This window comes from Streptomyces sp. ATexAB-D23 (genome assembly GCF_000373645.1).
GTDB lineage: Bacteria > Actinomycetota > Actinomycetes > Streptomycetales > Streptomycetaceae > Streptomyces > Streptomyces castrisilvae.
On sequence record NZ_KB892012.1, the window covers coordinates 67,341 to 93,349 of the forward strand.

Annotated in this window: 25 protein-coding genes and 2 pseudogenes; 7 read left to right on the forward strand and 20 right to left on the reverse strand. The window is 70.7% G+C overall.

Annotated features, from left to right (window positions below):
- Window positions 1–65: 65 nt before the first annotated feature.
- Window positions 66–251 (reverse strand): annotated as a pseudogene (locus B082_RS0112730) (multidrug ABC transporter permease); the annotation flags it as partial.
- Between B082_RS0112730 and B082_RS38870 the strand changes: the two are divergent.
- Window positions 250–375 (forward strand): annotated as a pseudogene (locus B082_RS38870) (MarR family transcriptional regulator); the annotation flags it as partial. The pseudogenes B082_RS0112730 and B082_RS38870 sit on opposite strands and share 2 nt — an antisense overlap.
- 141 nt (window positions 376–516) lie before the next feature.
- Here B082_RS38870 and B082_RS0112740 read toward each other — a convergent pair.
- Both B082_RS0112740 and B082_RS0112745 read right to left on the reverse strand, forming a co-directional pair.
- On the reverse strand, window positions 517–2,430 hold the full coding sequence (locus B082_RS0112740; RefSeq protein WP_018552185.1) for an AMP-dependent synthetase/ligase: 1,914 nt from the start codon (window positions 2,428–2,430) through the stop codon (window positions 517–519).
- A gap of 371 nt (window positions 2,431–2,801) precedes the next feature.
- Window positions 2,802–4,079 (reverse strand): acetyl-CoA C-acetyltransferase, encoded by a 1,278-nt coding sequence (locus tag B082_RS0112745; RefSeq protein WP_018552186.1) that lies wholly within the window; start codon window positions 4,077–4,079, stop codon window positions 2,802–2,804.
- A 76-nt stretch (window positions 4,080–4,155) separates the two neighbouring features.
- Here B082_RS0112745 and B082_RS0112750 point away from each other — a divergent pair, with 76 nt between their 5' ends.
- Window positions 4,156–5,475 carry a 3-oxoacyl-ACP reductase gene (locus B082_RS0112750; protein ID WP_018552187.1) on the forward strand — a complete coding sequence of 440 codons (1,320 nt, stop codon included), beginning with the start codon at window positions 4,156–4,158 and terminating at the stop codon, window positions 5,473–5,475.
- A 4-nt stretch (window positions 5,476–5,479) separates the two neighbouring features.
- Entirely contained in the window at window positions 5,480–6,301 is an 822-nt protein-coding gene (locus tag B082_RS0112755; protein ID WP_018552188.1) for a MaoC family dehydratase, read from the forward strand.
- A gap of 145 nt (window positions 6,302–6,446) precedes the next feature.
- Here B082_RS0112755 and B082_RS0112760 read toward each other — a convergent pair whose 3' ends face one another.
- The 6 genes from B082_RS0112760 to B082_RS0112785 form a co-directional block, all read right to left on the reverse strand.
- Window positions 6,447–7,073 (reverse strand): TetR/AcrR family transcriptional regulator, encoded by a 627-nt coding sequence (locus tag B082_RS0112760; RefSeq protein WP_018552189.1) that lies wholly within the window; start codon window positions 7,071–7,073, stop codon window positions 6,447–6,449.
- 172 nt (window positions 7,074–7,245) lie between these two features.
- Window positions 7,246–8,589, reverse strand: coding sequence for a dicarboxylate/amino acid:cation symporter (locus B082_RS0112765; protein ID WP_018552190.1), 1,344 nt, complete (start codon window positions 8,587–8,589; stop codon window positions 7,246–7,248).
- Window positions 8,590–9,026: 437 nt separating this feature from the next.
- Window positions 9,027–9,281, reverse strand: a complete 255-nt coding sequence (locus B082_RS0112770) for a DUF4229 domain-containing protein (protein WP_018552191.1) — start codon at window positions 9,279–9,281, stop codon at window positions 9,027–9,029.
- Window positions 9,282–9,427: 146 nt separating this feature from the next.
- A complete protein-coding gene (locus B082_RS0112775) occupies window positions 9,428–9,952 on the reverse strand; it encodes a GNAT family N-acetyltransferase (protein WP_018552192.1) in 525 nt (174 codons plus the stop codon).
- A 129-nt stretch (window positions 9,953–10,081) separates the two neighbouring features.
- A complete protein-coding gene (gene mqnE, locus B082_RS0112780) occupies window positions 10,082–11,245 on the reverse strand; it encodes an aminofutalosine synthase MqnE (protein ID WP_018552193.1) in 1,164 nt (387 codons plus the stop codon).
- 49 nt (window positions 11,246–11,294) lie between these two features.
- On the reverse strand, window positions 11,295–11,750 hold the full coding sequence (locus tag B082_RS0112785) for an Lrp/AsnC family transcriptional regulator (protein ID WP_018552194.1): 456 nt from the start codon (window positions 11,748–11,750) through the stop codon (window positions 11,295–11,297).
- Window positions 11,751–11,882: 132 nt separating this feature from the next.
- Between B082_RS0112785 and B082_RS40235 the strand changes: the two genes are divergently transcribed.
- The gene (locus B082_RS40235) at window positions 11,883–12,017 is read left to right on the forward strand and encodes a hypothetical protein (protein ID WP_018552195.1); all 135 of its coding nucleotides are present in this window, start codon (window positions 11,883–11,885) and stop codon (window positions 12,015–12,017) included.
- 10 nt (window positions 12,018–12,027) lie between these two features.
- Here B082_RS40235 and B082_RS0112795 read toward each other — a convergent pair whose 3' ends face one another.
- Window positions 12,028–12,675, reverse strand: a complete 648-nt coding sequence (locus tag B082_RS0112795) for a UbiX family flavin prenyltransferase (protein WP_086023916.1) — start codon at window positions 12,673–12,675, stop codon at window positions 12,028–12,030.
- Window positions 12,676–12,820: 145 nt separating this feature from the next.
- Between B082_RS0112795 and B082_RS0112800 the strand changes: the two genes are divergently transcribed.
- Window positions 12,821–13,399, forward strand: a complete 579-nt coding sequence (locus B082_RS0112800; protein ID WP_018552197.1) for a rhomboid family intramembrane serine protease — start codon at window positions 12,821–12,823, stop codon at window positions 13,397–13,399.
- Here B082_RS0112800 and mqnP read toward each other — a convergent pair.
- The 3 genes from mqnP to B082_RS0112815 all read right to left on the reverse strand — a co-directional run bounded on the left by mqnP (window position 13,389) and on the right by B082_RS0112815 (window position 16,602).
- The gene (gene mqnP, locus B082_RS0112805) at window positions 13,389–14,306 is read right to left on the reverse strand and encodes a menaquinone biosynthesis prenyltransferase MqnP (protein WP_018552198.1); all 918 of its coding nucleotides are present in this window, start codon (window positions 14,304–14,306) and stop codon (window positions 13,389–13,391) included. The two genes, B082_RS0112800 and mqnP, sit on opposite strands and share 11 nt — an antisense overlap.
- Window positions 14,303–15,760: a menaquinone biosynthesis decarboxylase gene (locus B082_RS0112810; RefSeq protein ID WP_018552199.1), complete on the reverse strand. Its 1,458-nt coding sequence runs from the start codon at window positions 15,758–15,760 to the stop codon at window positions 14,303–14,305. Before B082_RS0112810 ends, mqnP begins: the two co-directional genes overlap by 4 nt.
- A 77-nt stretch (window positions 15,761–15,837) precedes the next feature.
- On the reverse strand, window positions 15,838–16,602 hold the full coding sequence (locus B082_RS0112815) for an MHYT domain-containing protein (protein ID WP_018552200.1): 765 nt from the start codon (window positions 16,600–16,602) through the stop codon (window positions 15,838–15,840).
- 253 nt (window positions 16,603–16,855) lie between these two features.
- On the opposite strand from B082_RS0112815, the gene B082_RS0112820 reads away from it, so the two are divergent.
- Window positions 16,856–17,254 carry a PLD nuclease N-terminal domain-containing protein gene (locus B082_RS0112820; protein WP_018552201.1) on the forward strand — a complete coding sequence of 133 codons (399 nt, stop codon included), beginning with the start codon at window positions 16,856–16,858 and terminating at the stop codon, window positions 17,252–17,254.
- 72 nt (window positions 17,255–17,326) lie between these two features.
- Here the strand turns inward: B082_RS0112820 and ccsB are convergent, their stop codons facing one another.
- The 7 genes from ccsB to hemL all read right to left on the reverse strand — a co-directional run bounded on the left by ccsB (window position 17,327) and on the right by hemL (window position 25,120).
- On the reverse strand, window positions 17,327–18,409 hold the full coding sequence (gene ccsB / locus B082_RS0112825; protein ID WP_018552202.1) for a c-type cytochrome biogenesis protein CcsB: 1,083 nt from the start codon (window positions 18,407–18,409) through the stop codon (window positions 17,327–17,329).
- Window positions 18,406–20,151, reverse strand: a complete 1,746-nt coding sequence (gene resB, locus B082_RS0112830) for a cytochrome c biogenesis protein ResB (protein ID WP_018552203.1) — start codon at window positions 20,149–20,151, stop codon at window positions 18,406–18,408. The genes ccsB and resB overlap by 4 nt, the downstream gene beginning before the upstream one ends.
- A gap of 6 nt (window positions 20,152–20,157) precedes the next feature.
- Window positions 20,158–20,919: a cytochrome c biogenesis CcdA family protein gene (locus tag B082_RS0112835; RefSeq protein WP_018552204.1), complete on the reverse strand. Its 762-nt coding sequence runs from the start codon at window positions 20,917–20,919 to the stop codon at window positions 20,158–20,160.
- A 4-nt stretch (window positions 20,920–20,923) separates the two neighbouring features.
- Window positions 20,924–21,532: a TlpA family protein disulfide reductase gene (locus tag B082_RS0112840; RefSeq protein WP_018552205.1), complete on the reverse strand. Its 609-nt coding sequence runs from the start codon at window positions 21,530–21,532 to the stop codon at window positions 20,924–20,926.
- Between the two features lie 67 nt (window positions 21,533–21,599).
- Window positions 21,600–22,862: a hypothetical protein gene (locus B082_RS0112845; protein WP_018552206.1), complete on the reverse strand. Its 1,263-nt coding sequence runs from the start codon at window positions 22,860–22,862 to the stop codon at window positions 21,600–21,602.
- A 246-nt stretch (window positions 22,863–23,108) separates the two neighbouring features.
- Entirely contained in the window at window positions 23,109–23,807 is a 699-nt protein-coding gene (locus B082_RS0112850; RefSeq protein WP_018552207.1) for a histidine phosphatase family protein, read from the reverse strand.
- Window positions 23,804–25,120, reverse strand: a complete 1,317-nt coding sequence (gene hemL, locus B082_RS0112855; protein ID WP_078622559.1) for a glutamate-1-semialdehyde 2,1-aminomutase — start codon at window positions 25,118–25,120, stop codon at window positions 23,804–23,806. The genes B082_RS0112850 and hemL overlap by 4 nt, the downstream gene beginning before the upstream one ends.
- 130 nt (window positions 25,121–25,250) lie before the next feature.
- Between hemL and B082_RS0112860 the strand changes: the two genes are divergently transcribed.
- Complete coding sequence (locus B082_RS0112860) at window positions 25,251–25,844, forward strand: hypothetical protein (RefSeq protein WP_078622560.1); 594 nt, start codon at window positions 25,251–25,253, stop codon at window positions 25,842–25,844.
- Window positions 25,845–26,009: the final 165 nt, after the last annotated feature.

Consider the following 26,009-nt stretch of genomic DNA (forward strand, 5'->3'; position numbering starts at 1 on the left):
CGGGGGGCCATCGTCGTATCTGACGGGTCATCAGGCAAGGGGGAGGGGCGAACCGGGCGGGCGGCCTACTCGGGGTCGCGGGCGAACCGCGCCCTGGTCCAGAAGTGGCCGAGGACGGCCAGATCGGCACACCAGGCCACGGCGAGCCGGCCGTTGTGACCGATCTCCGTACCGAGCAGCAGGCCGCGCAGGGTCTCGATGGCCGGCGTGAAGGGCTGGTACTCGGCGACCGGCCGGAACCAGCCGGGCATCCGCCTGGAGAACATGGCCCGGTTCCTGGACCACGTCTCCGAGGCCGTGGCCCGCGCGGCGGAGCAGGCCCGCGACCTCCTCCACACGCAGCCGGGCACACCGCCCCCCGACGCCCCGGCCTGACCGCGCTCCCGGCGGCCGGGAACGCGGTCAGGGCGCCGGGGACGCGCCCGGGACGCGTCCGGGACGCGTCCGGGACGCGTCCGGGGCGCGTCCGGGGCGCCGGCGGCCGGAGGCACCCCCCTCATTTCCGCCACAGCCCCCTCACTTGCGGTACAGCTCCTCGATCTCCGCCGCGAAGTCCCGCGCGATGGCGTCCCGCTTCAGCTTCAGCGACGGCGTGAGGTGCCCGCCCTCCTCGGTGAAGTCCACCGGCAGGACCGTGAACTTGCGGATCGACTCGGCCCGGGAGACGAGCCGGTTGGCCTCGTCCACCGCGCGCTGGAGCGCCGTGCGCAGCTCCTCGTCGTGGACGAGTTCGCGCATCGGGACGTCCTGCTTCTTGCGCATCTGCCGCCAGTGCGCGAGCCCGTCCGGTTCCAGGGTGATCAGGGCGGTGATGAACGAGCGGTTGTCGCCGACCACCATGCACTGGCTGACCAGCGGGTGGGCGCGCAGCCAGTCCTCCAGCGGGGCCGGGGTGACGTTCTTGCCGCCCGAGGTGATGATGATGTCCTTCTTGCGGCCGGTGATCGTGAGGTAGCCGTCCTCGTCGAGCGCGCCGAGGTCTCCGGTGGGGAACCAGCCGCCGTCGAGCACGGACACGGCCTCGCCGCGCTCGGTGTCCCAGTAACCCCGGAACACCTGCCCGCCGCTGAGCAGCACCTCGCCGTCGTCGGCTATCCGGACGGCGGTGCCGGGCATCGGCCAGCCGACCGTGCCCAGCCGGGGCTTGAGCGGCGGGGTGACGGTGGCGGCGGCGGTGGTCTCGGTCAGGCCGTAGCCCTCGAAGATCTCGATGCCGGCGCCCGCGTAGAACGCGGCGAGCCGGCGGCCCAGCGGGGAGCCGCCGCAGATCGCGTACCGGACGTGGCCGCCGAGCGCGGCCCGGATGCGGCGGTAGACCAGCGGGTCGTACAGGGCGCGGGCGGCCCGCAGCCCGAGGCCGGGGCCCGGCCCCGTGCCGTGTTCGGCGGCCTCGACGGCCTGGCCGTAGCGCTGGGCGATCCGGGCGGCCCGGTCGAAGGAGGAGGCGCGGCCCATCTTCTCGGCGGTGGCCCGGCCGGTGTTGTAGACCTTCTCCAGGACGTACGGGATGGCCAGCAGGAACGACGGTTTGAACCCGGCCAGGTCGGCGAGCAGGTCCTCGGTCCGGATCGAGGGGGCGTGGCCGAGGCGGACCCGGGCGCGCAGGCAGCCGATCGCGACCATCCGGCCGAAGACGTGCGACAGCGGCAGGAACAGCAGCGTGGACGCGGGGTATTTGCTGACCGACTTGAAGACCGGGTGCAGCAGCTCGATCGCGTTGTCGACCTCGGCGAAGAAGTTGCCGTGGGTCAGCACGCACCCCTTGGGGCGGCCCGTGGTGCCGGAGGTGTAGATGAGGGTGGCCGGGGTCTCCGGCTCCAGGGTGGCGCGGCGGGCGGCGACGGCGTCGTCCGGGAGGTCCTTGCCGAGCTTCTTCAGCCGGCCGAGCGCGCCCGTGTCGAACTGCCAGAGGTGGGCGAGGTCGCCGAGCTGCTTGCGTTCCTGACTGATGATCCGGCCCTGGTCGGCGGACTCGACGGCGCAGGCGACGGCCCCGGAGTCCTGGAGTATCCAGCGGGCCTGGAAGGCGGAGGAGGTCGGGTAGATGGGGACGGTGACCAGCCCTGCGGCCCAGGCGGCGAAGTCGAGCAGCGTCCACTCGTACGTCGTACGGGCCATGATCGCGATGCGGTCGCCGCCGCGCAGGCCCTCGGCGATCAGGCCCTTGGCGACGGCGAGCACCTCGGCGGCGAACTCGGCCGCCGTCACGTCCTGCCAGCTGCCGTCGGCCTGTTTGCGGCTGAGGACGGCGTCGGCGGGGGCCTCGCGGGCGTTGTCGAACGGTATCTCGGCGAGCGAGCCGCGCCGGACGGGCGGGGCGAACGCCGGTACGGAGACCTGCCGGACGGTGCCGTCGGCGTCCCGGACCTTGGCCGGCTCGACCAGGACGGGGACGGCGGGTGCGGGGGACGGGGCGGGTGGCGTGGACACGAGCGGCTCCTCGGCATCGGGGTCGGGCGGTTCACTGCGACCGGCGGGTGGTGGCCGGCTGGTTCTCGTACGAGGTGCGGAGGGGGGCGGCGGCCCCCGGCGTGCGTGCGGGGGGGGCGACGGCCCCCCGGTGTGCGTGCGCGTACGGCCGGCGCCGGGACGACGCCAACCGGTACGTGCGTCCGCGCCCGGCGCCCGGACGGCCGGATGGTGCGGGCCCGGCCGGATGGTGCGGGCCCCGTACGGTCGACGCCGGCCCGGCCGGATCGTGCGGGCCCGGCCGGTGGCCGGAGGGTGCTGGTGCGCCCGGCGGGGGCGGACCCGGCGCGCGGTCCCGCCGCGCACCGCTCACGCCCTCGCGGGGCGCGTCCTCACACGCGTTCGAGGATGGCCGTGACGCCCTGGCCGCCCGCCGCGCAGATCGAGATCAGGCCCCGGCCCGGCGCGTCCCGCTCCGCGAGGAGCTTGGCCAGCGTGGCGACGATCCGGGCGCCCGTCGCGGCGAACGGGTGCCCGGTGGCGAGGGAGGACCCCGCCACGTTGAGCCGGTCCCGGTCGACGGGCGCGAGCCCCCGCTTCTCCCAGGCGGCCAGCGTGGCCAGCACCTGGGAGGCGAACGCCTCGTGGATCTCGAAGAGGTCGAAGTCCTCGATGCCGAGCCCGGCCCGCTCCAGCATCCGGGGCACCGCGTACGCGGGCGCCATCAGCAGCCCGTCCTCGCCGCCCACGTAGTCGACGGCGGCCGTCTCGTACAGGGACAGATACGCCTGCGGCTCCAGACCGTGCCGCTCGGCCCACTCCTCGCTCGCCAGCAGCACGGTCGCGGCGCCGTCCGTGAGCGGGGTCGAATTGCCCGCGGTCATCGTCGCGTCCGGGTGGTCCATGCCGAACACCGGCTTCAGCGTGGCGAGTTTCTCCACGGTGGAGCCGGGGCGCAGGTTCTGGTCCCGGTCCAGGCCGAGGTACGGGACGACGAGGTCGTCCAGGAAGCCCCGCTCGTACGCGGCGGCGAGCCGCTGGTGACTGGTGGCGGCGAGGAGGTCCTGATCGGCGCGGGCGACGTCCCACTGCCGGGCGGTGACCGCCGCGTGGTCGCCCATCGAGAGACCGGTGCGGGGCTCGGCGTTGCGCGGGATGTCGGGGACGAGGTGCCGGGGCCGTACGCCCGTGAGGGCCTTCGCCCGGCCGCCCGCCGACTTCGCCCGCCGGGCCGACAGCAGCAGCCTGCGCAGCTCGTCGTTGACGCCGAGCGGCGCGTCGCTCGTGGTGTCCGTACCGCCCGCGACGGCCGAGTCGATGGCCCCGAGCATGATCTTGTTGGCGGCGGCGATCACCGCCTGGAGGCCGGTGCCGCAGGCCTGCTGGACGTCGTACGCGGGGGTGCGCGGGTCGAGCCGCGAGCCGAGCACGGTCTCGCGGGCCAGGTTGAAGTCGCGGCTGTGCTTGAGCACCGCGCCCGCGGCGAACTCGCCGACCGTCTCCCCCTGGAGCCCGAACCGCTCGACGAGCCCGTCCAGCGCGGCGGTCAGCATCTGCTGGTTGGACGCCTGTGCGTACGGCCCGTCGGAGCGGGCGAAGGGGATGCGGCTGCCGCCGATGACCGCGACCCGGCGGGGCTGCGGGAGTGCGAGGGGGATCAACTCGACCAACTCATCTCGACCAACTCCTGACTCTTGAGTAACCTTACTCTGGAGTAAATCTACGACCGAGCAGGGAGTCTGGACAATGGCCGACCGCTATCTGCACCTGACCGGCACGGCACCCGGCAAGTTCCTCACCCGGAAGCTCGGCCTCCCCCAGCCCGCGCGACTGCGCCGCTGGACCCCGGAGACCCCGGCGCTCACCGGCCCGGTCCTCCACCTCACCGCCGGGCAGTCCGCCGTCACCCGGGAGCTTGCCGCGGTCCTCGCCGCGACCGGCCTGGAGGTCGCCGCGCGCGCCGACCGGCCGGCCGCGCTCGTGCTGGACGCGACGGCCGTCGACACCGCCGCCGGGCTCGCCGCCGTCCACGCGGCCCTGCACCCGGTCGTGCGCTCGCTCGCCCCGGGCGGCCGGGTCGTCGTCCTCGGGGTGCGGCCGTCCCCGGACGACCACCACCAGGCCGCCGCCCAGCAGGCGCTTGAGGGGTTCGTGCGCTCCCTCGGCAAGGAGATCGGCAGGGGCGCAACCGTACAGCTGGTGCGCATCGCCCCCGGAGCCGTCGCCGCCGCCGGCTCCACGCTGCGCTTCCTGCTCTCGCCCCGGTCCGCGTACATCAGCGGCCAGGTCATCGAGGTCACCGACACCGCCCCCGACCCGGTCGCCGACTGGGCCGCACCGCTGGCCGGCCGCACCGCCCTGGTCACCGGCGCGGCCCGGGGCATCGGCGCCTCCGTCGCCTCGGTCCTGGCCCGCGACGGCGCCCGGGTCATCTGCCTGGACATCCCGCAGGCCCAGGAGGACCTGGTGCGCACCGCCGACCGCCTCGGCGCCACCGCGCTCCCGCTGGACATCACGGCCGACGACGCGGCCGAACGCATCGCGGCCGCCGCCCCCGACGGGCTCGACATCCTCGTCCACAACGCCGGCATCACCCGCGACCGACGGCTCGCCAACATGCCCGCCGAGCGCTGGGCCTCGGTCATCGACGTCAACCTCGACAGTGTCCTGCGCACCACCGACGCCCTGCTGAAGGCCGGCACGGTCAACCGGGGCGGCCGGATCGTCGCCACCGCCTCCATCGCGGGCATCGCCGGCAACAACGGCCAGACCAACTACGCGGCCAGCAAGGCCGGCATCATCGGCCTCGTCCGCTCCCTGGCCCCGCGCGCCGCCGCAGACCACGGCGTCACGGTCAACGCGGTCGCCCCCGGCTTCATCGAGACGAAGATGACCGCGGCCGTCCCCCTCTTCATCCGTGAGGCGGGCCGCCGCATGAACTCCCTGGCGCAGGGCGGCCTCCCGGTCGACGTCGCCGAGACCACCGCCTGGTTCGCCCAGCCCGCGTCGGCGGCCGTCAACGGCCAGGTCGTCCGGGTCTGCGGCCAGAGCCTGCTGGGGGCGTGACCCCGTGCCGAGCCTGACCCTCTCGCTGGCCCGGGGCGCCGCCACCTCCCCGTTCAAAAGGGCCGGACGGCCGGGCGCCGCCCTCCCCGCCGACCGCCTCCACCTGCCGGCCGCCCCCGTCGCACCCGGCCCGCTGGCCGCGTACCGGACGATCTGCGGCTTCCCGGCGGCCGGCCCGCTGCCGGTCACCTACCCGCACGTCCTGGCGTTCCCGCTCGCCATGCGGCTGATGACCCGGCGCGACTTCCCGCTCCCGGTCACCGGCCTCGTCCACACCTGGATCGAGATCACCGCCCACCGCACCCTCCACCCGGAGGACCGGCTCGAACTCACGGTGTACGCGCAGGAGTTGGCCCCACACCGACGCGGCACGGAGGTCACGGTGGTGACCGAGGCGCGCGTCCGTGGCGAGCTGGTCTGGGAGTCCCGCAGCGGCTACCTCTCCCGCCACGCGACGGCCGGCGACCGGCCCGCACCCCAGCCCCCGGCCCCCGGACTCCCCGCCGTCACCGAGTGGCGGCTGCCCGCGAACCTCGGCCGGCGCTACGGCGCCGCCTCCGGCGACCGCAACCCGATCCACCTCTACCCGCTCACCGCCCGGCTGTTCGGCTTCCCCCGGGCCATCGCCCACGGCATGTGGACCGTCGCCCGCTGCCTGGCCGAAGCACCCGAACCGGCCCTGCTCCGCACGGTACGGGCCGACTTCCGCGCCCCCGTCCTGCTGCCCGGCACGGTCACCTACGCCACGGACGGCACGGCGTTCCAACTGCGCGGCGGCGGGGACGGCGAGCGCGTCCACCTCACGGGGACGGCCGGCACCGGCTAGTGCCTGTCCGGCCACCTGGGGCCTGTCTTCGAACTGCCGTCTGCCGGGCGACGACGGCAGTTCGAAGACAGGCCCCAGGTGTATCGCCCTGTCCGGCGGATCTTCGCGGAGGCCCCGCGAAGATCCGCCGGACAGGGCGATACACCTAGACGCCCTCCGCCGGCAGCTGCCAGGGCCGCCCGTTCATCAGGTTCTCCAGCCCCGCCCAGGCGAAGTTCATCAAGGTGGCCGCCGCCTCCCTGGCCGAGACGCCCGGGGTCTCGTTGGCCCAGCCGGCCAGCGCCTCCGCCGCGCCCACCAGCGCCTGCGCGAGGCCCGCCACGTCCCGGTCCGGGAGCGCCGGGTCGTGGTGCGCCTCACGGGCGGCGGCCCCGATCAGGCCCGTCACGAAGGCGACGATCTCCTCGCGCATGACGTTGACCTCGGTGGCGAACGGCTCCCCGTGCGTCCGCGCCTGCCGGTACAACACCGCCCAGCCGTCCGGGTTCTCCGCGGTGTGCGTGAAGAACGCCCGCAGCCCGGCCCAGAGTTGCCGGTCGGCCGGCAGCCCCGGCTCGACGCCCGCCTGGACCGCGGCGAGCAGCGCCTGCGCCTCGCGCCGGATGCACGCGGTGAACAGCTCGTCCTTGGAGTTCAGATACAGGTAGACCAGCGGTTTGGACACCCCGGCCAGCTCGGCGATCTCGTCCATCGAGGCGGCCCGGTACCCCCGCTGCCCGAACGTCTGCACCGCGGCGTCCATCATCTGCCGCTCACGCACCGCACGCGGCATCCGCTTGTTCCTCACAGCACCCACGTCGACTTCCTCCCTCCCCCGCAGCACTACTCCCGGGTAAGGGTACGGGGCCGCGCCCCGGCCCCGCCGTACCGAGCGCGGAACGCACGAGGGCCCCTCCTCCGCGAGGGAGAAGGGGCCCACAGGCGCGAGGGTCGGTCCGGGGCGGTCAGGCCGCGACCGGCACGCGCTCCGGCTCGGAGTCGCGCACGTCGGCGTCATCGACCGGGGAGGCCGAGGCCGAGTTGTACGCGTCGTGGTCGAGGATCTTCTCGCGCGCCGAGACGATCACCGGGACGAGCGCCTGGCCCGCGACGTTCGTCGCGGTCCGCATCATGTCCAGGATCGGGTCGATGGCCATCAGCAGGCCGACGCCCTCCAGCGGGAGGCCCAGGGTCGACAGGGTCAGCGTCAGCATGACCGTCGCGCCGGTCAGACCGGCGGTGGCCGCCGAACCGATGACCGAGACGAACGCGATCAGGATGTAGTCACCGATGCCCAGCTGCACGTCGAAGATCTGCGCGATGAAGATCGCGGCGAGCGCCGGGTAGATCGCGGCGCAGCCGTCCATCTTGGTGGTGGCGCCGAACGGGACGGAGAAGGAGGCGTACTCCTTCGGGACGCCGAGGCGCTCGGTGACCTTCTGGGTGACCGGCATGGTGCCGACCGAGGAGCGCGAGACGAAGCCCAGCTGGATCGCGGGCCAGGCGCCCTTGAAGAACTGGAGCGGGCTGACCTTGGCGACGGTGGCGAGCAGCAGCGGGTAGACGCCGAACATCACCAGGGCGCAGCCGATGTAGACGTCGGCGGTGAACGTGGCGTACTTGCCGATGAGGTCCCAGCCGTAGTCGGCGATGGCGTAGCCGATGAGGCCGATGGTGCCGATGGGGGCGAGGCGGATGACCCACCACAGGGCCTTCTGGAGGAGTTCCAGGACGGCTTCGCTGAGGGTGAGGATCGGCTGGGCCTTCTCGCCGAGCTTGAGGGCGGCGATGCCGGCGACGGCGGCCATGAAGACGATCTGGAGGACGTTCAGCTCGGTGAACGGCGTGATGACGTTGTCCGGGATGATGCCGGTCAGGAAGTCGAGCCAGGAGCCGGCGTGTTCCGGGGCCTTGCCGTCCTTCGGGGTGAGGCCGGTGCCGGAGCCCGGGTTGGTGATCAGGCCGATGGCGAGGCCGATGGCGACGGCGATCAGCGAGGTGATCATGAACCAGAGCAGGGTGCGGGTGGCCAGCCTGGCGGCGTTGTTGACCTTGCGCAGGTTGGTGATCGACACCAGGATCGCGAAGAAGACGAGGGGCGCGACGGCCAGCTTCAGCAGCTGTACGAAGATGTGGCCGACCTTGTCGAGCGTGGTGTAGAGCCAGTCGATGTCCTGGCTGCGGGCGAGCCAGCCGAGGAGGACACCGAGGACCAGACCGGCGACGATCTGGGCCCAGAACGGGACCTTGGGTATACGGAAGCCGGAGCCTGCGGGCTTCTCGGTGGTGGACGCGGGGTTCGCGGACACGGACACACTCCAGATGTGACGCATCGGGACGCACGGGGACGGTGTGCGGAGGGGGACGGGGGTGCGGCGCCCGCGTCAGGGGCGGCGCCGCTGCATGATGCCGGTTTCAGACGTTGCGGCAACAGACCGCGGACATACAGCGGCAGAGGTCGACATGAAGGCGCTCCACGAGCGGGATGCTCGTGGCAGAACGGAGGCGCACAGCTGTCTTCATGGCGAACACGTTAACACTTGAACTTTGAGAACCTCAAAGGTCTTCTTTGGTACGGAACAGCGCCCCGGCAGCCCTTCGGGGACGGCCCGGAATCCCCAACTCCGCCTGAAGGAACGAAAAACCCCAGTACGGGAGCGAGTGCTCCCGCGCTGGGGTTCGACGGAGGAAGAGGGGGACTGTGAGGAAGCTTACGTTCCCCTTACAGCCTTCCCTGCGGCCCTTCTCACTGCGTGACGCCGTCCTCGCGCGTGCGGTTGGCCTCCAGGCGGGCCTTGGCGCGGTCGACCGAGGAGACGATCTGCTGGGACATCTCGTCGCGCTGCTTGCGCAGCAGGACGTAGCTGAGCGGCGCGGACAGCACCAGGGCCAGCAGGATGACCCAGACGACGTTGGATCCCCCGGCACCGGACGGCACCAGCCCGAAGTTGACGGCGATGGCGGCGACGACGAAGCAGCCGACGAAGATGCTGAGACGCATCGCGGTGTACCGGATCGTTGCGCTCGGCTTGGCAGCGGACACAGCTGGCCTTCTCTCTACGTACGACAGTCCTGCCCGACCAGTGAAGCATGCCCCGCAATCGAGCGATTCGCAGGGCCGCATCCCGAGGCGGCCACAGGCCGTGATCAGCCCAGCGGCAGCAGCATGATGATGTCGTCGCGGTCGTCGCCCTCGGCCACCCGGATCGCGCCGGGCACCCGGCCGACCTCCTTGTATCCGCAGGCCGCGTAGAAGCGGTCGGCGCCCGTGCCGCCCCGGCAGGTGAGCCGGACGGCCTCGATGCCCTCGGTCGCGCGGGCCGCGTCGGCGGCGGCCGCCATCAGGTCGCGGCCGTAGCCGCGGCCCTGGTGGCGGGGGTGGACCATCACGGTGTACGCCCACAGCCAGTGGGCCATCAGCCGGTGCGTGTTGCGCGTGAGGAAGGCGGTGGCGGCGATGGTGCCGTCCTCGTCGTAGCCGACGAGGAGCCGGGTGCGGCCCTCGGCCATGGCGACGAGGTGCTTGACCAGCTCGGGCCGGACGTCGTCGGCCGTCACGGGCGGTACGAAGCCCACGGCGCCGCCGGCGTTGGAGACATCGGCCCAGAGCGCGGCTATGCCGTCGCGCAGCGACCGGTCGAACTTCGGGTCCACCTCGAATGTAAGCGCCATAGAGGCAGATTAACTATTACTACCCGCCGGCTCAAACAGCGTCCGGAACGCGAGAAAGCTCCGGCCGGGGACGGTGGCCGGAGCTTTCGTACGTGCAGCGCGGCGCCGCGGGCGCGACGGCGCCGGGCCTCAGACCCGCATCGGCTGCGGCGACTCGCGCCGCTCCGCGTCCGGGCCCGGGTACTCGCGGATGATCTCGTACCGGGTGTTGCGCTCGACGGGCCGGAAGCCCGCGTCGCGGATCAGGTCGAGCAGGTCCTCGCGGCCGAGCTTGTTCGGCGTGCCGTAGTTGTCCGCGTCGTGCGTGATCTTGTACTCGACGACCGAGCCGTCCATGTCGTCCGCGCCGTGCTGAAGGGCGAGCTGGGCGGTCTGTACGCCGTGCATCACCCAGAACACCTTGACGTGCGGCACGTTGTCGAACAGCAGCCGGGAGACCGCGAAGGTCTTCAGCGCCTCGGCACCGGTCGCCATCGTCGTCCGCGCCTGGAGCTTGTTGCGGATCTTGCCGTCCTTCATGTCCACGAAGTCGTGCTGGTAGCGCAGCGGGATGAAGACCTGGAAGCCGCCGGTCTCGTCCTGGAGCTCACGCAGCCGCAGCACGTGGTCGACGCGGTGCCGGGGCTCCTCGATGTGCCCGTACAGCATGGTCGCCGGGGTCTTGAGCCCCTTCTCGTGCGCCAGGCGGTGGATGCGCGACCAGTCCTCCCAGTGCGTGCGGTGGTCCACGATGTGCTGGCGGACCTCCCAGTCGAAGATCTCGGCGCCGCCGCCGGTCAGCGATTCGAGACCGGCCTCGATCAGCTCGTCCAGGATCTCCGACGCGGACAGCTTGGAGATGGTCTCGAAGTGGTGGATCTCGGTGGCGGTGAACGCCTTGAGCGAGACCTGCGGCAGCGCTTCCTTCAGCGCGCTCAGGGAGCGCGGGTAGTAGCGCCACGGGAGGGAGGGGTGCAGCCCGTTGACGATGTGCAGCTCGGTGAGGTTCTCGCCCTCCATCGCCTTGGCGAGCTTCACCGCCTCCTCGATGCGCATCGTGTACGCGTCCTTCTCGCCCGGCTTGCGCTGGAAGGAGCAGTACGCGCACGAGGCCGTGCACACGTTGGTCATGTTGAGGTGCCGGTTGACGTTGAAGTGGACGACGTCGCCGTTCAGCCGCGTACGCACCTCATGGGCCAGACCGCCGAGCCACGCCAGGTCGTCGGACTCGTAGAGCGCGATCCCGTCCTCGCGGGTCAGCCGCTCACCGGCCCTGACCTTCTGCTCCAGCTCGCGCTTGAGTCCCGCGTCCACTAGGGCGCCTCCCATTTCTCTCCGTGACCGAACCCCGCCCACCGTACGCCTAGCCCTCCTCGGGAAGCTCCCCGACCCGGTTCTCCCACTTGGTGGACAGCACGATCGTGGTGCGGGTGCGCGAGACGCCCTTGGTGCCGCTGAGCCGGCGGATCGTCCGCTCCAGGCCGTCCACGTCACCGACGCGGACCTTGAGCATGTAGGAGTCGTCGCCCGCGATGAACCAGGCGTCCTCGATCTCCGCGAGGTCCTTCAGCCGGCGCGCCACGTCCTCGTGGTCGGCGGCGTCGGAGAGCGAGATGCCGATCAGGGCCGTCACGCCGAGGCCGAGCGAGGCCGCGTCCACGGTGGCGCGGTAGCCGGTGATGACACCGGCCGATTCCAGCCGGTTGATGCGGTCGGTGACGCTGGGCCCGGAGAGCCCGACGAGCCGTCCCAGCTCGGCGTACGAGGCCCTGCCGTTCTCCCGGAGGGCCTGGATGAGCTGCCTGTCCACCGCGTCCATGTGACTGAAACCTTCCATTGTTTAGCAGTACAGCAAGTCTACGTGTAGAATCTAAGGCGTGCAGGCATTGACGCCTACAAATCTTCCCGCTTAATCAAAAAACACTTTCGAATCTTCAGGAGTGATAGCACCGTGTACACGATCGAGATGGCCTACGCCCGGATGCGCGAGCTGCAGGACCTGGCCAACCGCTCGCGTGCCCACCACCCCGCCGCCGCCCTCCGGGTCGACCGGACCCGCGGCCCGCGCACCCCCAAGAAGCGCTGACCCCACCGGGTCAGCCCCCGAAGCCGCCACCCAGCTCCCCCTTCCAGCGGCGGTACAGCTGATGCGGCACCCCCGCCGCGTCCAGCACCCGCCCCGCGACGAAGTCCACCAGGTCCTGGATGTGCGTCGCCCCCGCGTAGAACCCCGGAGAGGCGGGCAGCACGACCGCGCCCGCCTCGTCCAGGGCCACCAGATGCTTCAGCGTCTGCCCGTTCAACGGCGTCTCGCGGACCGCGACGACCAGCTTCCGCCGCTCCTTGAGCGTCACGCTCGCGGCCCGCTGCAACAGGTCCTTCGAGAGCCCGAGCGCCACCCCCGCCACGCACGCCGTCGACGCCGGGACGATCAGCATCCCCTTGACGGGGTACGACCCCGAGGACGGTCCCGCGGCCAGATCACCGGCCGCCCAGTGCCGTACGCCGGACACGTCCACGTCGAAGGTGTCCGGCTTGCCGTCCGCCCCCCGGGCCAGCCAGCCGGCCAGGTCCTCGCGCCAGTGCGCGTCGCGGTAGGCGATCCCCGTCTCGTCCAGCAGGGTCAGCCGCGAGGCCCGGCTCACCACCAGGTCGACGCTCTCCCCCGCCGCCAGCAGCCCCCGCAGCACCGCGGCCGCGAATGGCGTGCCCGAAGCGCCGGAAACCCCGACAATCCAAGGCATTCGCTGCTGCTGACTCACTGAAGTCCGGGAATCCACACCCCCGAGCCTATCCGGCGCACGGCACCCGGAACTGTCCGAGGGGTCCGGTACGTTCCGAGGAGTGAAGGGGGGTGGGTCCTGCCATGACCGATGTGCGGACGTCCGCGTGAGGACCGGCTACCGGGCCCTGACGGCCGGCGCGGTCGTGCTGGGCTGGGTCGGGCTGCTCTGGGTCCTGGAGGCCATCGACCTCGCGACCGGACACGGCCTCGACGACCACGGCATCAGCCCCCGCGAGCCCGGCGAACTGCTCGACATCGTGCCCGCCGCCTTCCTGCACGACGGCTGGGCCCACGTCGCGTCGAACAGCGTCCCGCTGCTGGTCCTGGGCTTCATAGCCGCGCTCGGCGGTCTGCGCCGCTTCGCCGGCGTGGTGCTCACCGTGATCCTGATCGGCGGCCTCGGCGTCTGGCTCACCGCCCCCGCCCACACCGTCACCCTCGGCGCGTCGGGCGTGGTCTTCGGCCTCTTCGGCTACCTGCTGGTCCGCGGCTTCGTGGACCGCCGCCCGCTCGACGTGGTCGTGGGACTGATCGTCGCCGTGGTGTACGGCTCGCTCCTCCAGGGCGTCCTGCCCACCGACCCCGGCGTCAGCTGGCAGGGCCACCTCTTCGGGCTGGTGGGCGGGGTGGTGGCGGCCTTCGCGCTGCGCCGCTCCACCGCCCCCCGCGCGCTCACACCGTGAGCCCGCGCACCACCAGGTCCAGCAGCGCGCACACGAACAGCGCTATGCCGATGAAGCCGTTCACCGAGAAGAACGCCCGGTTCAGCCGCGACAGGTCGTGCGGCCGCACCACCCGGTGCTCGTACACGAAGGCCACGGCGACGATCACCATGCCCGCCCAGTAGAGGACCCCCGCGTCCGTCGCCAGGCCGAACCAGACCAGCAGCCCCGTCGTCACGACGTGGCAGACCCGAGCCCCCCACAGCGCGGCCGGAATGCCGAAGCGCGCCGGGAAGGAGAGCACCCCGTGCGCCCGGTCGGCGCGCACGTCCTGGCAGGCGAAGATCAGGTCGAAGCCGCCGATCCAGATGCCGACGGCCAGGCCCAGGACGACCGCGTCCCACGACCAGCTGCCCGTCACCGCCAGCCAGGCGCCGATGGGCCCGATGGCCTGGGCGAGCCCCAGGATCGCGTGCGGGAAGTTCGTGAACCGCTTGCCGTACGGGTAGACGACCATCGGGATCACGGCGACCGGGGCCAGCGCCAGGCACAGCGGGTTCAGCAGGGCCGCGGCCCCGAGGAACACGACGACGGCGACGAGCGCCCCCGTCCACGCCGACTTCACCGACACCGCACCGGTCACCAGCTCACGGGTGGCGGTCCGCGGGTTACGGGCGTCGATCTCGCGGTCGATGATCCGGTTCGCGGCCATCGCGAAGGTCCGCAGCCCGACCATGGCGAGCGTGACGAGCAGCAGCGTGCCCCAGTGGATGCTCCCGTCCACCTGGAACATCGCGGTCAGGGCGGCGATGTAGGCGAAGGGCAGCGCGAAGACCGAGTGCTCGATCATCACGAGCCGCAGGAACGCCTTGACCCTGCTGCTCGGCTGCGCGGGCCCGGAGCCCAGGGTCGCTTCGGCGGCGCTCACAGCCCGTACTCCTTCCAGCGTCGCGTGACCCGCTCGGCCGTCTCCGGGTCGGACTCGACCATGTCCGGCCAGCCCCCGTCCCGGGTGTAGCCCTCCTCGGGCCACTTCTTCGTCGCGTCGATCCCCGCCTTGCCGCCCCAGAACTGCTGGTAGGAGGCGTGGTCGAGGTGGTCGACCGGGCCCTCGGAGACCGTCAGGTCACGGGCGTAGTCCGTGTTGCCGAGCGCCCGCCAGGACACCTCGTGCAGATCGTGGACGTCGCAGTCGGAGTCCACGACGACGATCAGCTTGGTCAGCGACATCATGTGCGCGCCCCAGATGGCGCTCATCACCTTCTGCGCGTGCTTCGGGTACTTCTTGTCGATCGAGACGATCGCGCAGTTGTGGAAGCCGCCGGACTCCGGCAGGTGGTAGTCCACGATGTCCGGCACGATGATCTTCAGCAGCGGCAGGAAGAACCGCTCGGTGGCCCGGCCCAGCGGCCCGTCCTCGGTCGGCGGCCTGCCCACCACGATCGACTGGAGCAGTGGCCGCTTGCGCATGGTCACGCAGTCGATCGTCAGTGCGGGGAACGGTTCCTGCGGGGTGTAGAAGCCGGTGTGGTCGCCGAACGGCCCCTCGGGGAGCGTCTTGCCGGGCTCCAGCCACCCTTCGATGACGACCTCGGCGTTGGCCGGGACCTGGAGCGGCACGGTCTTGCAGTCGACCATTTCGATGCGCTTGCCCTGGATGAACCCGGCGAACAGATACTCGTCGATGTCCCCGGGCAGCGGCGCGGTGGAGGCGTACGTGACGGCCGGCGGCGCGCCGAACGCGATGGCGACCGGCAGCCGCTCCCCGCGCCGGGCGGCGACCTGGTAGTGGTTGCGGCTGTCCTTGTGGATCTGCCAGTGCATCCCGATGGTGCGCCGGTCGTGCCGCTGGAGCCGGTAGAGCCCGAGGTTGCGGACGCCGGTCTCCGGGTGCTTGGTGTGGGTGAGGCCCAGGTTGAAGAAGGAACCGCCGTCCTTGGGCCAGGTGAACAGCGCGGGCAGCAGGTCCAGGTCGACGTCGTCGCCGGTCAGGACAACCTCCTGGACGGGCGCGTTCTCGCTCTTCACCTTCTTCGGCGGTACGTGGACCATCGTGCCGAGCTTGCCGAAGGCTTCCCGCACCCCGACGAAGCCGTGCGGCAGCTCGGGCTTGAGCAGTCCGCCGATCTTGTCGCTGATCTCGCCGTAGGACTTCAGCCCGAGCGCCTTGAGCAGCCGCTTGTCGGTGCCGAAGACGTTCATGGCCAGGGGCATCGACGAGCCCTTGACGTTCTCGAAGAGCAGCGCGGGCCCGCCGGCCTTGTTCACCCGGTCGACGATCTCACCGACCTCCAGGTAGGGGTCGACCTCGGCCTTGATGCGCTTGAGCTCGCCCTCGCGCTCCAGCGCCCGGAGGAGGGATCGAAGATCGTCGTAAGCCATGCTGTCCAGTTTGACATCCCCCCGGACGGCGGCCGCCGGGGCTCCCCGCGTTGACGGCCGAAGGAGCCGGTACGGCGTCAGCGGGGCGCGGGCGACGGCTCGTCGCCGAGCACGAGATCGGGGTCGAACATGACGACGGTCGCCGCGACGACGAGCATGATGACCGGCCCGGCGACCATGGTGAGCAGGAAGGAGAGCTGGTCGATCGAGGACTGGGCGTGCGTGCCCGCCGTGTGGTCGACGTCCACGCTCACGGCGGCCATACCCGTGTAGTGCATGCCGGTGACGGCGATGCCCATCACGAGGCTGGCGCCGATGCTCGACCACAGGCCCCGCACGGTGACCGCCGCCCACAGGGCCGCGGTGGCGGCGGCCACGGCGATCAGCACGGACAGGGACACCGTCACCGTGTCGTAGCGCATGCGGCCGTGCACCTGTAGGGCGGACATGCCGATGTAGTGCATGGCGGCGACGCCGAGGCCCATGAGCACTCCGGCCGAGGCCAGGATCTTCGGGCCCGCGCCCAGGTGCCCGACGAGGAACACACCGATCGCGGTGACGGCGATGGCGACGACGAGGCTCAGCAGCGTCAGCCGGGTGTCGTACGAGATGTCCGTGCCGTCGGCACGGAAGCCCATCATCGCGATGAAGTGCATGGTCCAGATGCCGCAGCCCAGGGATACCGCGGCCAGGGAGAGCCAGCCGTTCTTCTTGCCGCGCGGCCCCTTGCGTACGGAGCGGACCGTGCAGCGCAGGCCGAGGGCGGAGCCCAGGACGGCCATCAGATAGGCGGCGAGGGGAGTCACCGCGCCGTAGTGGAAATCGGTCACCGTGGCAGCCACGACGCAAACCCTTCGCATGCCCTGACGGACTCGGACACCTCACGGGGACGGCGAGGTGGAGCGGTCCGCGGAGAGCGAGCCGTCTGCGCCCAATGAACCATGTGCGTCCGGATATCCTGTAATTCAGACCGTATGGTCATTGTCACGACGTTGATTCGTCACACGGTCCGAGTGCGGGGCCACCCGCTACTCTGGGCCCGTCACCGGGGCGGGACATTGCCCCGCCAACTCTCCTCGGGGGGACTTTTCCACCATGCTCCGGGCTCTGATCTACCTTCTGCCGCTGGCGCTCACGATTTTCGCGTTCATCGACTGCCTGAACACCCCGGAGGACGAGGCCAAGCACCTGCCGAAGATCGCCTGGGTCTTCATCATCCTGCTGTTCTGGATCGTCGGCCCGATCGTGTGGCTGGCCGCGGGCAAGGTGCGCGAGGCGCCCGCCGGGGGCCGTGCGCCGTCCGACTGGCACCGGGGCCGCCGGCAGCAGTGGGTGGCGCCGGACGACAACCCGGACTTCCTGAAGTCGCTGAAGGACGAGCCCCTGGAGGACGGGCCCCGGAAGGACGAGGCGGACCTCAAGGACTGGGAGGCGGACCTGCGCCGCCGCGAGGAGGAGCTGAAGCGCCGCGAGAACGGCCCCGAGGCCTCGTAACCACGGCCCCGCACGACGGCTGCCCGCCACCCGGAGGACCGGGTGGCGGGCAGCCGTCGTGCGGGGGGAGCGTCAGACTCCGGCGTAGGAGTGCTTGCCGGTGACGAAGATGTTGACGCCGTAGTAGTTGAAGATCCAGCAGCCGAAGGCGATCAGCGCCAGGTAGGCGGCCTTGCGGCCCTTCCAGCCGGCGGTGGCGCGGGCGTGCAGGTAGGCGGCGTAGGCGACCCAGGTGATGAAGGACCAGACCTCCTTGGGGTCCCAGCCCCAGTAGCGGCCCCAGGCGTCGCCCGCCCAGATCGCGCCCGCGATGATCGTGAACGTCCACAGCGGGAAGACGGCGGCGTTGATCCGGTACGAGAACTTGTCCAGGCTCGACGCGGAAGGCATCCGGGAGAGCACGGAGTGGGCGAAGGCGCCCGGCTCCCCGCCACTGGCGATCTTGTTCTCGTAGCTGTCGCGGAAGAGGTAGATGAGGGTGCCGATGGCGCCGATGAAGAACACGGCGCCGCAGATGATGGCGGTGGAGACGTGGATCCACAGCCAGTACGAGTGCAGCGCGGGCACCAGCTGGTCGCTGGAGGTGTAGAGCACCGTGGTCGCCAGACCGAGGTCCAGCAGGACGGCGGTGACCAGCAGCAGCCCCATCCAGCGGACGTTCTTCTTCAGCGCGAGCAGGGCGACGTAGACGCCGACCGCCACCGTGGAGAAGGTGATGGAGAACTCGTACATGTTGCCCCAGGGGGCGCGCTGTACGGACAGGGCGCGGGTGACGACACCGCCGGCCTCCACGAGGAAGGCGAGCACGGTCAGGGAGACCGCGATCCGCCCGTAGAGGTCGCCCTTGAACGTGCCTCCGTCGGCGCCGGGGCCGTCCGGGACGTCACGGGAACCGGCCGCGGACCGGGTCACGACCTTCGGCCGTTCCAGTACGGCGGAGCCCCCGCCCTTCCGGGCGACCTGGACCTTCACCGTGCCGGCGGCGGCTTCCTCGGTGGTGAGGGCGGCGGCGGTGCGGCCGACCTTGCTGCGGCTGCCGAACACCCACTCCGCGATGTGCGCGAAGAAGGCCAGGGTGTAGACGGCCATCGACGAATAGATCAGCACATTGCTGGTGTGCGCGAGGTTCTCGTTGGTTGCGGCGGCGAGATTCACTTCTCAGCCCCTTCGGCAGGCTCTGCGGTGGACGCCTCGGCGGCGTCCGATTCGGTGTCGGGCGCGGTGGGCGCCTCGGCGTTGAGCGTGACCGCGAGATCGGCCAGCTCCTCGGGAAGTTTCGCGGACTCGCTGCGGCCGAGCCCCGCCATCTCCACGACGGTGACGCCGTCGGCGCCACGCACGGCCCGGACCCAGACGCGGCGGCGCTGGATGAACAGCGAGCCGGCGAGTCCGGCGATGGCGCCGATCGCCCCGGTGAGCGCCCAGCCGCTGGCGGGCTGCTCGGAGATCTGGAAGCTGGCCCACTCCTGGATGCCCTCGAAGGTGATGGAGCCGGCCCCGTCGGGCAGCTTCATCGTCTCGCCGACGAGGAGGCGTTCCTTGAGCTGCTTGCCGTCGGAGCCCTTGAACTCCGTCATCTTCGTCGTGTCCAGCTGATACACGTTCTGCGCGATGCCGGAGTCGACGCCGAGCGAGCCGTGGTAGCCGTTGAGGGCGAGGACGGGCATGTCGGCGGCGGGGAACTGCGAGAACATCGTGCCCTGGCCGTTGCCGGCGAAGGTCGGCACGAAGAACGCCTGGAAGCCCAGCTGGTCCTTCTTGCCGTTCTTGTCGCGGTAGCCGTCCATGACCTTGATGGCGCCGGTCGAGGTGACGTTGTTGTCGATGGGCAGCAGCGGCACGGCGGCCTTGTAGACCTCCTTGCCCCGGCCGTCCTTGACGGAGACGACGGGCGCGTAGCCGTGGGCGTTGAGGTAGACCTTGGTGCCGTCGACGACGAGGGGCTCGTTGACCTTGATGACCTTCTTCTTCGGCTTGCCGTAGGCCCCGTCGGAGTACGTGACGTGCGCCTCGTACGTACGCGGCGTGCCGACCTGCGGCCCCTCGCGCTCGTACGTGCCGATGAAGTCGTCCAGGGTGAAGCTGAACGGGACCAGCGAGTCGTTGTCGAAGAGCGAGCCGGACTTGAAGTCGTCGTACTGGGTGATCGTGTTGGAGAACCCGTCGCCCTCGACGACCAGCTTGGCGCCCTCGGACTTGAAGAGCTGCCCCCAGGCGAAGGCGATCAGCATCACGATGAGCGCGATGTGGAAGATCAGGTTGCCGGCCTCGCGCAGATAGCCCTTCTCGGCGGCGACGGCGTTCCCGGTGACGTGGGCCCGGTAGCGCCGCTTGCGCATCATCCTGAGGGCGGCCTCGCGGACCTGCTCGGGCTCGGCCCCGGTGCGCCAGGTGGTGTACGCGGGCAGCCGGGTGAGGCGCTTGGGAGCGCCCGGCGGGCGGCTGCGCAGCTGGCCGACGAAGGTGCCGGTGCGCGGCACGATGCAGCCGATCAGCGAGACGAACAGCAGGATGTAGATCGCGGAGAACCACACCGAGCTGTAGACGTCGAAGAACTGGAGCTTCTCGTAGATCGGCGTGACGACGGTGTGCGCGTCCTTGAACGTCTGCACCTTGAGTTCGTCCACGCTGTTCTGCGGGATCAGCGAGCCGGGGATGGCGCCGAGCGACAGCAGGAACAGCAGGATCAGGGCGACCCGCATCGAGGTGAGCTGGCGCCAGAACCAGCGGGCCCAGCCGATGACGCCCATGGCGGGCAGGTCGGCCATGGCCTCTTCGCGCGGGGCGGTGGAGAGCTGGGAGCCGGCGGCGCCGAGCTCACGGGCGTTCTCCTGGTCCCGGTCCTGGTCCCGCTCCTGGGAAGGGCTGGACGAAGGGTTGGACGTGGTGTTGCTCATTGGTACTCAGATCCCCACCGTGAAGCCGGTCGACCAGCCCTGCAGTTCCTGCATCATGCTGCCCCACACACCGGTCAGCAGGAGCAGCCCGGTCACGATCATCATTCCGCCGCCGATGCGCATGACCCAGGCGTAGTGGCGCTTGACCCAGCTGAACGCGCCGAGCGCCTTACGGAAGGCGACGGCGGCGAGCACGAAGGGGATGCCCAGGCCCAGGCAGTAGGCGACGGTCAGTATGGCGCCGCGCCCGGCGGTGCCCTGGTCCATCGCGAGGATGGACACCGAGCTGAGCGTGGGGCCGAGGCACGGCGTCCAGCCGATGCCGAAGAGGGCGCCGAGCAGCGGGGCGCCCACCAGGCCGGTCACCGGCTTGCGGTGGATGCGGAATTCGCGCTGGGTCATCCACGGCATGAGGCCCATGAAGAAGACGCCCATGAGGATCATGAGCACGCCGAGGACCTTGGTGAGGGGTCCGCTGTTCTCCTGGAGCGTGTCGCCGAAGTAGCCGAAGAGGGCGCCGCCGGAGACGAAGACGGCGGTGAAGCCGACGACGAACAGCGAGGCGCCGGCGACCATGCGGCCGCGCCGGGCCTCGGCGAGGTCGGCGCCGCTGACCCCGGTGACGTAGCTGAGGTAGCCGGGGACGAGCGGCAGGACGCAGGGCGAGAAGAAGGAGACGAGCCCGCCGAGCAGGGCGATGGGCAGGGCGACCAGGAGGGCCCCGCTCAGGACCGTGTCGTTCTGCATGGCGGCGGCGAGGGTGATCACCTGATCACTTCTCCGCGATCAACGGGTCGATCATCTTGTGCAGCTGGGTGTCGTCCAGCGGGCCGACGTAGCGGGCGGCGAGCTTGCCGTCCCGGTCGATGACGACGGTCGAGGGGATGGACTGGAGCTTGAAGGTGCCCTTGGGGAAGCGCAGCAGGAGCTTCCCGGTCCGGTCGTAGAAGCTCGGGTAGACGACCCCGTGGTCCTCCTCGAAGCTGATGGCGTTGGACCGGGAGTTGTCGCGGGTGTTGATCCCGACGAACTGGACGCCCTGGTCCTCGGTCTCCTTGGCCACCTTGTTGAAGTACTTCGATTCCAGCCGGCACGGGGCGCACCACGAGCCCCAGGCGTTGAGGACGATGATCTTGCCCTTGTAGTCGGCGAGGTCGAGCTTCTTGCCGTCCAGGCTCTCGCCGTCGAGGCTCGGCGCGTCGACGCGCTCGCCCTTGGCCGCGGTCGCGATCCCGCTGTTGCTCGTGACGAAGTTGGTGTCGCCGCCGCCACTGGTCTGGCTGCCCGAGTCGCACGCGGTCAGCGTCACCGCGAGCGCGGCGGCCGCCAGGGGGGCGGCGAGCAGGGTGAAGCGGCGTCGGAGTGCGCGGCCATGGCTCATGTGAAAAGTTTCGCATGGCGGTTTCGGGGATCTTGGGCACCCCCCTCGGTGCCCGTAAAGCCCGTTGTCAGGCCTGTTTAAAGAAGGTGTTCCAGCCGCCCGCGGGCGCCTCTCCGACCTGAAGGGTACGGAGCTTGGCGAGGACCGCCGGGTCCTGGACGTCGAGCCAGTCCACGAACTGCCGGAAGGAGACGAGGCGCACATCCTGTTTCCCGGCGATGTGCTTGAGCGCGTCCTCGACGGCGTCCATATAGATACCGCCGTTCCACTCCTCGAAGTGGTTTCCGATGTAGAAGGGCGCGCGGTTCGTCTCGTAGGCGCGCTTGAATCCGGCGAGGTACGACTGTGTGGCCTGCTCGCGCCAGCCGGGATAGCGCGACGGCATTCCCTTGGTGGAGTTCTGCGACTGGTTGGCCAGGATGTTGTAGTCCATGGAGAGGACTTCGAAGGTGTGCCCGGGGAAGGGGATGCCCTGGAGGGGCAGGTCCCATACGCCCTGGCGCTTGGTGGGCCAGACCTGCGTGCCGCCGGGCGAGCTGGCGTCGTAGCGCCAGCCCAGCTTCTTCGCGGTGGGCAGCAGGTTGTCCTGTCCGAGCAGACAGGGGGTGCGGCCTCCGACGAGTTCCTTGCGGTAATCGAAGGGGAGCGATTCCTCGTCGCTCCAGCCGGTGTTGGTGCGCCATTCGGTGACGAAGGAGATCGCCTGGTCGATTTCGCTCTGCCACTGGGCCGGGGTCCAGTTGCCGACCGATCCGGAACCCGCGCAGAAATGCCCGTTGAAGTGGGTGCCGATCTCGTGTCCGTCGAGCCACGCCTGGCGGACGTTCTTGAGCGTCTCCTTGAGGTGGCCGTCGGTGAGATAGCCGATGTCGGAGGCGCCGACGGGGTTGCCCGGCGGGCGGTAGAGGGTTTTCTTCGATTCCGGGAGGAGATAGAGGCCGGAGAGGAAGAAGGTCATCGACGCGTCGTGTTCCCGGGCGAGTTCCAGAAAGCGCGGGAACAGTCCGTTGCCGACCTCGCCGGCCCCGTCCCAGGAAAAGATCACGAACTGCGGCGGCTTCTGGCCCGGCTCCAGCGGGACGGGGGCCTGCGGCTGCTTCGGCTGCTTCCCGGTGTCGGCGGTGGAACCGTCCCCGATGGCGCGGACGTCCTTCTTCTTGGTCCCGGAGCCCTTGGAGGTCCCGCCGGCCGCCTTCTCACCCGTGGCACCCTTGTCGGGTCCACCGCTCCCGGTGTCGGACGAGCCGGCGGTACTGCAGCCCGCGATCCCGGCGGCGGCAGCGGCCCCGAGCCCGGCGCCCAGCAGTCCTCTTCGGCTGATCTCTCGCATGCGGCTTCCCATCTGCGGTCGTTTTGCCTCAAGTACATACAAACTGGCAAAGCCTTAGATGGGTGAAGCCACACAGAGGTTCCCCCGTTTAGCACACAATTCTTTACGGAACCAGCCCCAGCCCTTGACCGAACACAGGTCCTAGCCGACGACCGAGGGCAAAACGCCAAAAAAGGGCGACCCGGGCCCCTGCGCCGACCTCCATCGGCGCGGACCCGGGCCGAGGACTCCGGCCGGCCGGGGCCGCTACGCCCCGAACCCCTTCGACGCGCCCTTCACCGGCTTCGCGCCCGCCAGCAGATGCGCGGGGACCAGGTCCCGGGCCGGCTCCGAGTACCCCACGGACACGATCTTGTCGCCCCGGTACGTGAAGCTGGTCAGCGAGGCGAGGGTGCACTGCCGCTTGCGCGGGTCGTGCCACAGCCGCCGCCGCTCCACGAAGCTGCGCACGATCCAGATCGGCAGCTGGTGGCTGACGCAGACCGCCTCGTGCCCCCGGGCCGCGTCCCGCGCGGCGTCCAGCGCGCCCATCATCCGGACGACCTGCTCGATGTACGGCTCGCCCCAGGACGGCCGGAACGGGTTGGTCAGGTGCTTCCAGTTGTCCGGCTTGCGCAGCGCCCCGTCACCGACGCCGAAGGTCTTGCCCTCGAAGACGTTGGCGGCCTCGATGAGCCGCTCGTCGGTGGCGAGGTCCAGGCCGTGCGCCTTGGCGACCGGCGTCGCCGTCTCCTGGGCACGCTCCAGCGGGGAGGCGACGACATGGGTGATGTCGCGCTTCTCCAGGTGCTCGGCCACCCGGTCGGCCATCTTCCGCCCCAGCTCGGAGAGGTGGTAGCCGGGCCGGCGCCCGTAGAGCACGCCCTCCGGGTTGTGCACCTCGCCGTGGCGCATCAGATGGACGACGGTGATGTCCTGGCGTTTCGTGTCGGCGTTCTCGCTCATGCGGTGGCCTCCGATGCGGCGCGGGCGGCGGCGGGCAGGGCGGCGGCGATGCGCTCGACGGCCTGCGTGTCGTGGGCGGTGGAGACGAACCACGACTCGAAGGCGGACGGCGGGAGGTAGACACCCTGCGCCAGCATCGAGTGGAAGAACGGCGTGAAGCGGAAGGCTTCCTGCGCCTTGGCGTCCTCGTAATTACGGACGGGCTCGTCGGTGAAGAAGACGGAGAACATGTTGCTCGCCGCCTGGACGGTGTGCGCGACGCCCTCCTTGTCCAGGGCGGCGCTCACCAGACCCCGGATCTCGGCGGAGACCGCGTCGACCCTGGCGTACGCGGCGTCGTCCAGCAGCCGCAGCTGCGCGAGCCCCGCGGCGGTGGCGACCGGATTGCCGGACAGCGTCCCCGCCTGGTAGACGGGCCCGGCCGGCGCCAGGTGGGCCATCACATCGGCACGGCCGCCGAACGCCGCGGCCGGGAAGCCGCCGCCCATGACCTTGCCGAACGTCATGAGGTCGGGCCGCACCCCGTCGACGCCGAACCAGCCGGCCTTCGACGTACGGAAACCGGTCATCACCTCGTCGGAGATGTACAGGGCCCCGTTGGCGGCGCAGAGCTCCTTGAGCCCCGCGTTGAAACCGTCCAGCGGCGGCACGACGCCCATGTTGCCCGGCGACGCCTCAGTGATCACGCACGCGATCTCGCCGGGCCGCGCGGCGAACGCGGCGCGCACGGCCTCCAGGTCGTTGTACGGCAGCACGATCGTGTCGCCCGCCTGGGCACCGGTGACCCCGGGCGTGTCCGGCAGCCCGAAGGTCGCCACCCCGGAACCGGCCGCGGCGAGCAGCGCGTCGACGTGGCCGTGGTAGCAGCCGGCGAACTTCACGACCTTGGCCCGGCCGGTGAAGCCGCGGGCGAGGCGGATCGCGGACATGGTCGCCTCGGTCCCGGACGACACCAGCCGCACCTGCTCGACCGGCTCGACGCGCGCGACGATCTCCTCGGCGAGCGCGACCTCGCCCTCGCCGGGCGTACCGAACGAGGTGCCGCGGGCGACGGCCTCCTGGACTGCGGCGATGACCTCGGGGTGGGAGTGGCCGAGGATCATCGGCCCCCACGAGCACACGAGGTCGACGTACTCACGTCCGTCCGCGTCGGTCAGGTACGGACCGGTACCGGACACCATGAACCGGGGCGTACCGCCCACGGCCCGGAACGCACGGACGGGAGAGTTCACGCCGCCGGGCGTCACGAGGGACGCGCGGTCGAAAAGCGTCTGCGAAACTGGGGCGTCATAGGGAAAGCTCACACATGCCATGGTGTCAGAGCCACGGACGGTCTTTGCGGACAGGTGTTTCACCGCACGCCCGTGGGGGAGGTCACTGACACGATGATCGGGTTGCGCGGCGGGGGCTGTGCCTCCCAGTGAGTAGTCGGGTGGATGAGATATGCATCGCGGTGGCGGAGTGGGCGAAGGGACCGACGGCCCGGGGCCCGAGCCTGCCCGGCGTGGTCGGCACCGGCGCGAGGCCGAACGCAAACAGGCCATACAGGCCGGTGAGGCGCAGACGAGCGATGGAACCGGGAGCAGGAGTGGTGGCCGGGTGGGGGTGACCTACAAGTATTTCGGGGCTCCCGACGGGGCCACCGCCGCCCGTGTGCCCATTTCCATGCGCCCGGAGGAGCTCGGCGGGGACGAGCTGGGCATGGGCGGCATGTTCACCAAGATCAAGCCGGAGACGGTGGCCGCGATGGTCCTCACCGGCATACAGGGCATACCTCTGCACAAGGTCCCGCCGCTGGAGCTGGTCGTCCTGCACCCCGACTACGCGGTGGTCAAGCTTCCGATGACGGTCGTGGACCCGCTGCGCGGCGTGGGCGAGGAATCGGTCGGCGCCGCCGCCTTCATCTGGTCCACGGTCCCGGACCGCGGCGGCCCGCGCGACGCGTTCAACGTCTACCAGCTGCTCCACGAGTGGCAGGACTTCTCGCACCGGCTGCACGACGCGGGGCACCAGGCGTACTGCCTGGTGTGGCCGTGACCCCGGGCCCGGGAGCCGCGCCTTCGCGGTGACGGCGGTGCGGCGCCGGAGGGCGACCACGTCCGGTGGCGCTCGCCGCCGCGTCGGCGCGCGCCTGCGGTCATGTGCGCGAAGGACATGTGTAGGCCGGCCGCATCCGGCCATTCATTGGCCGGAGAGTGATCT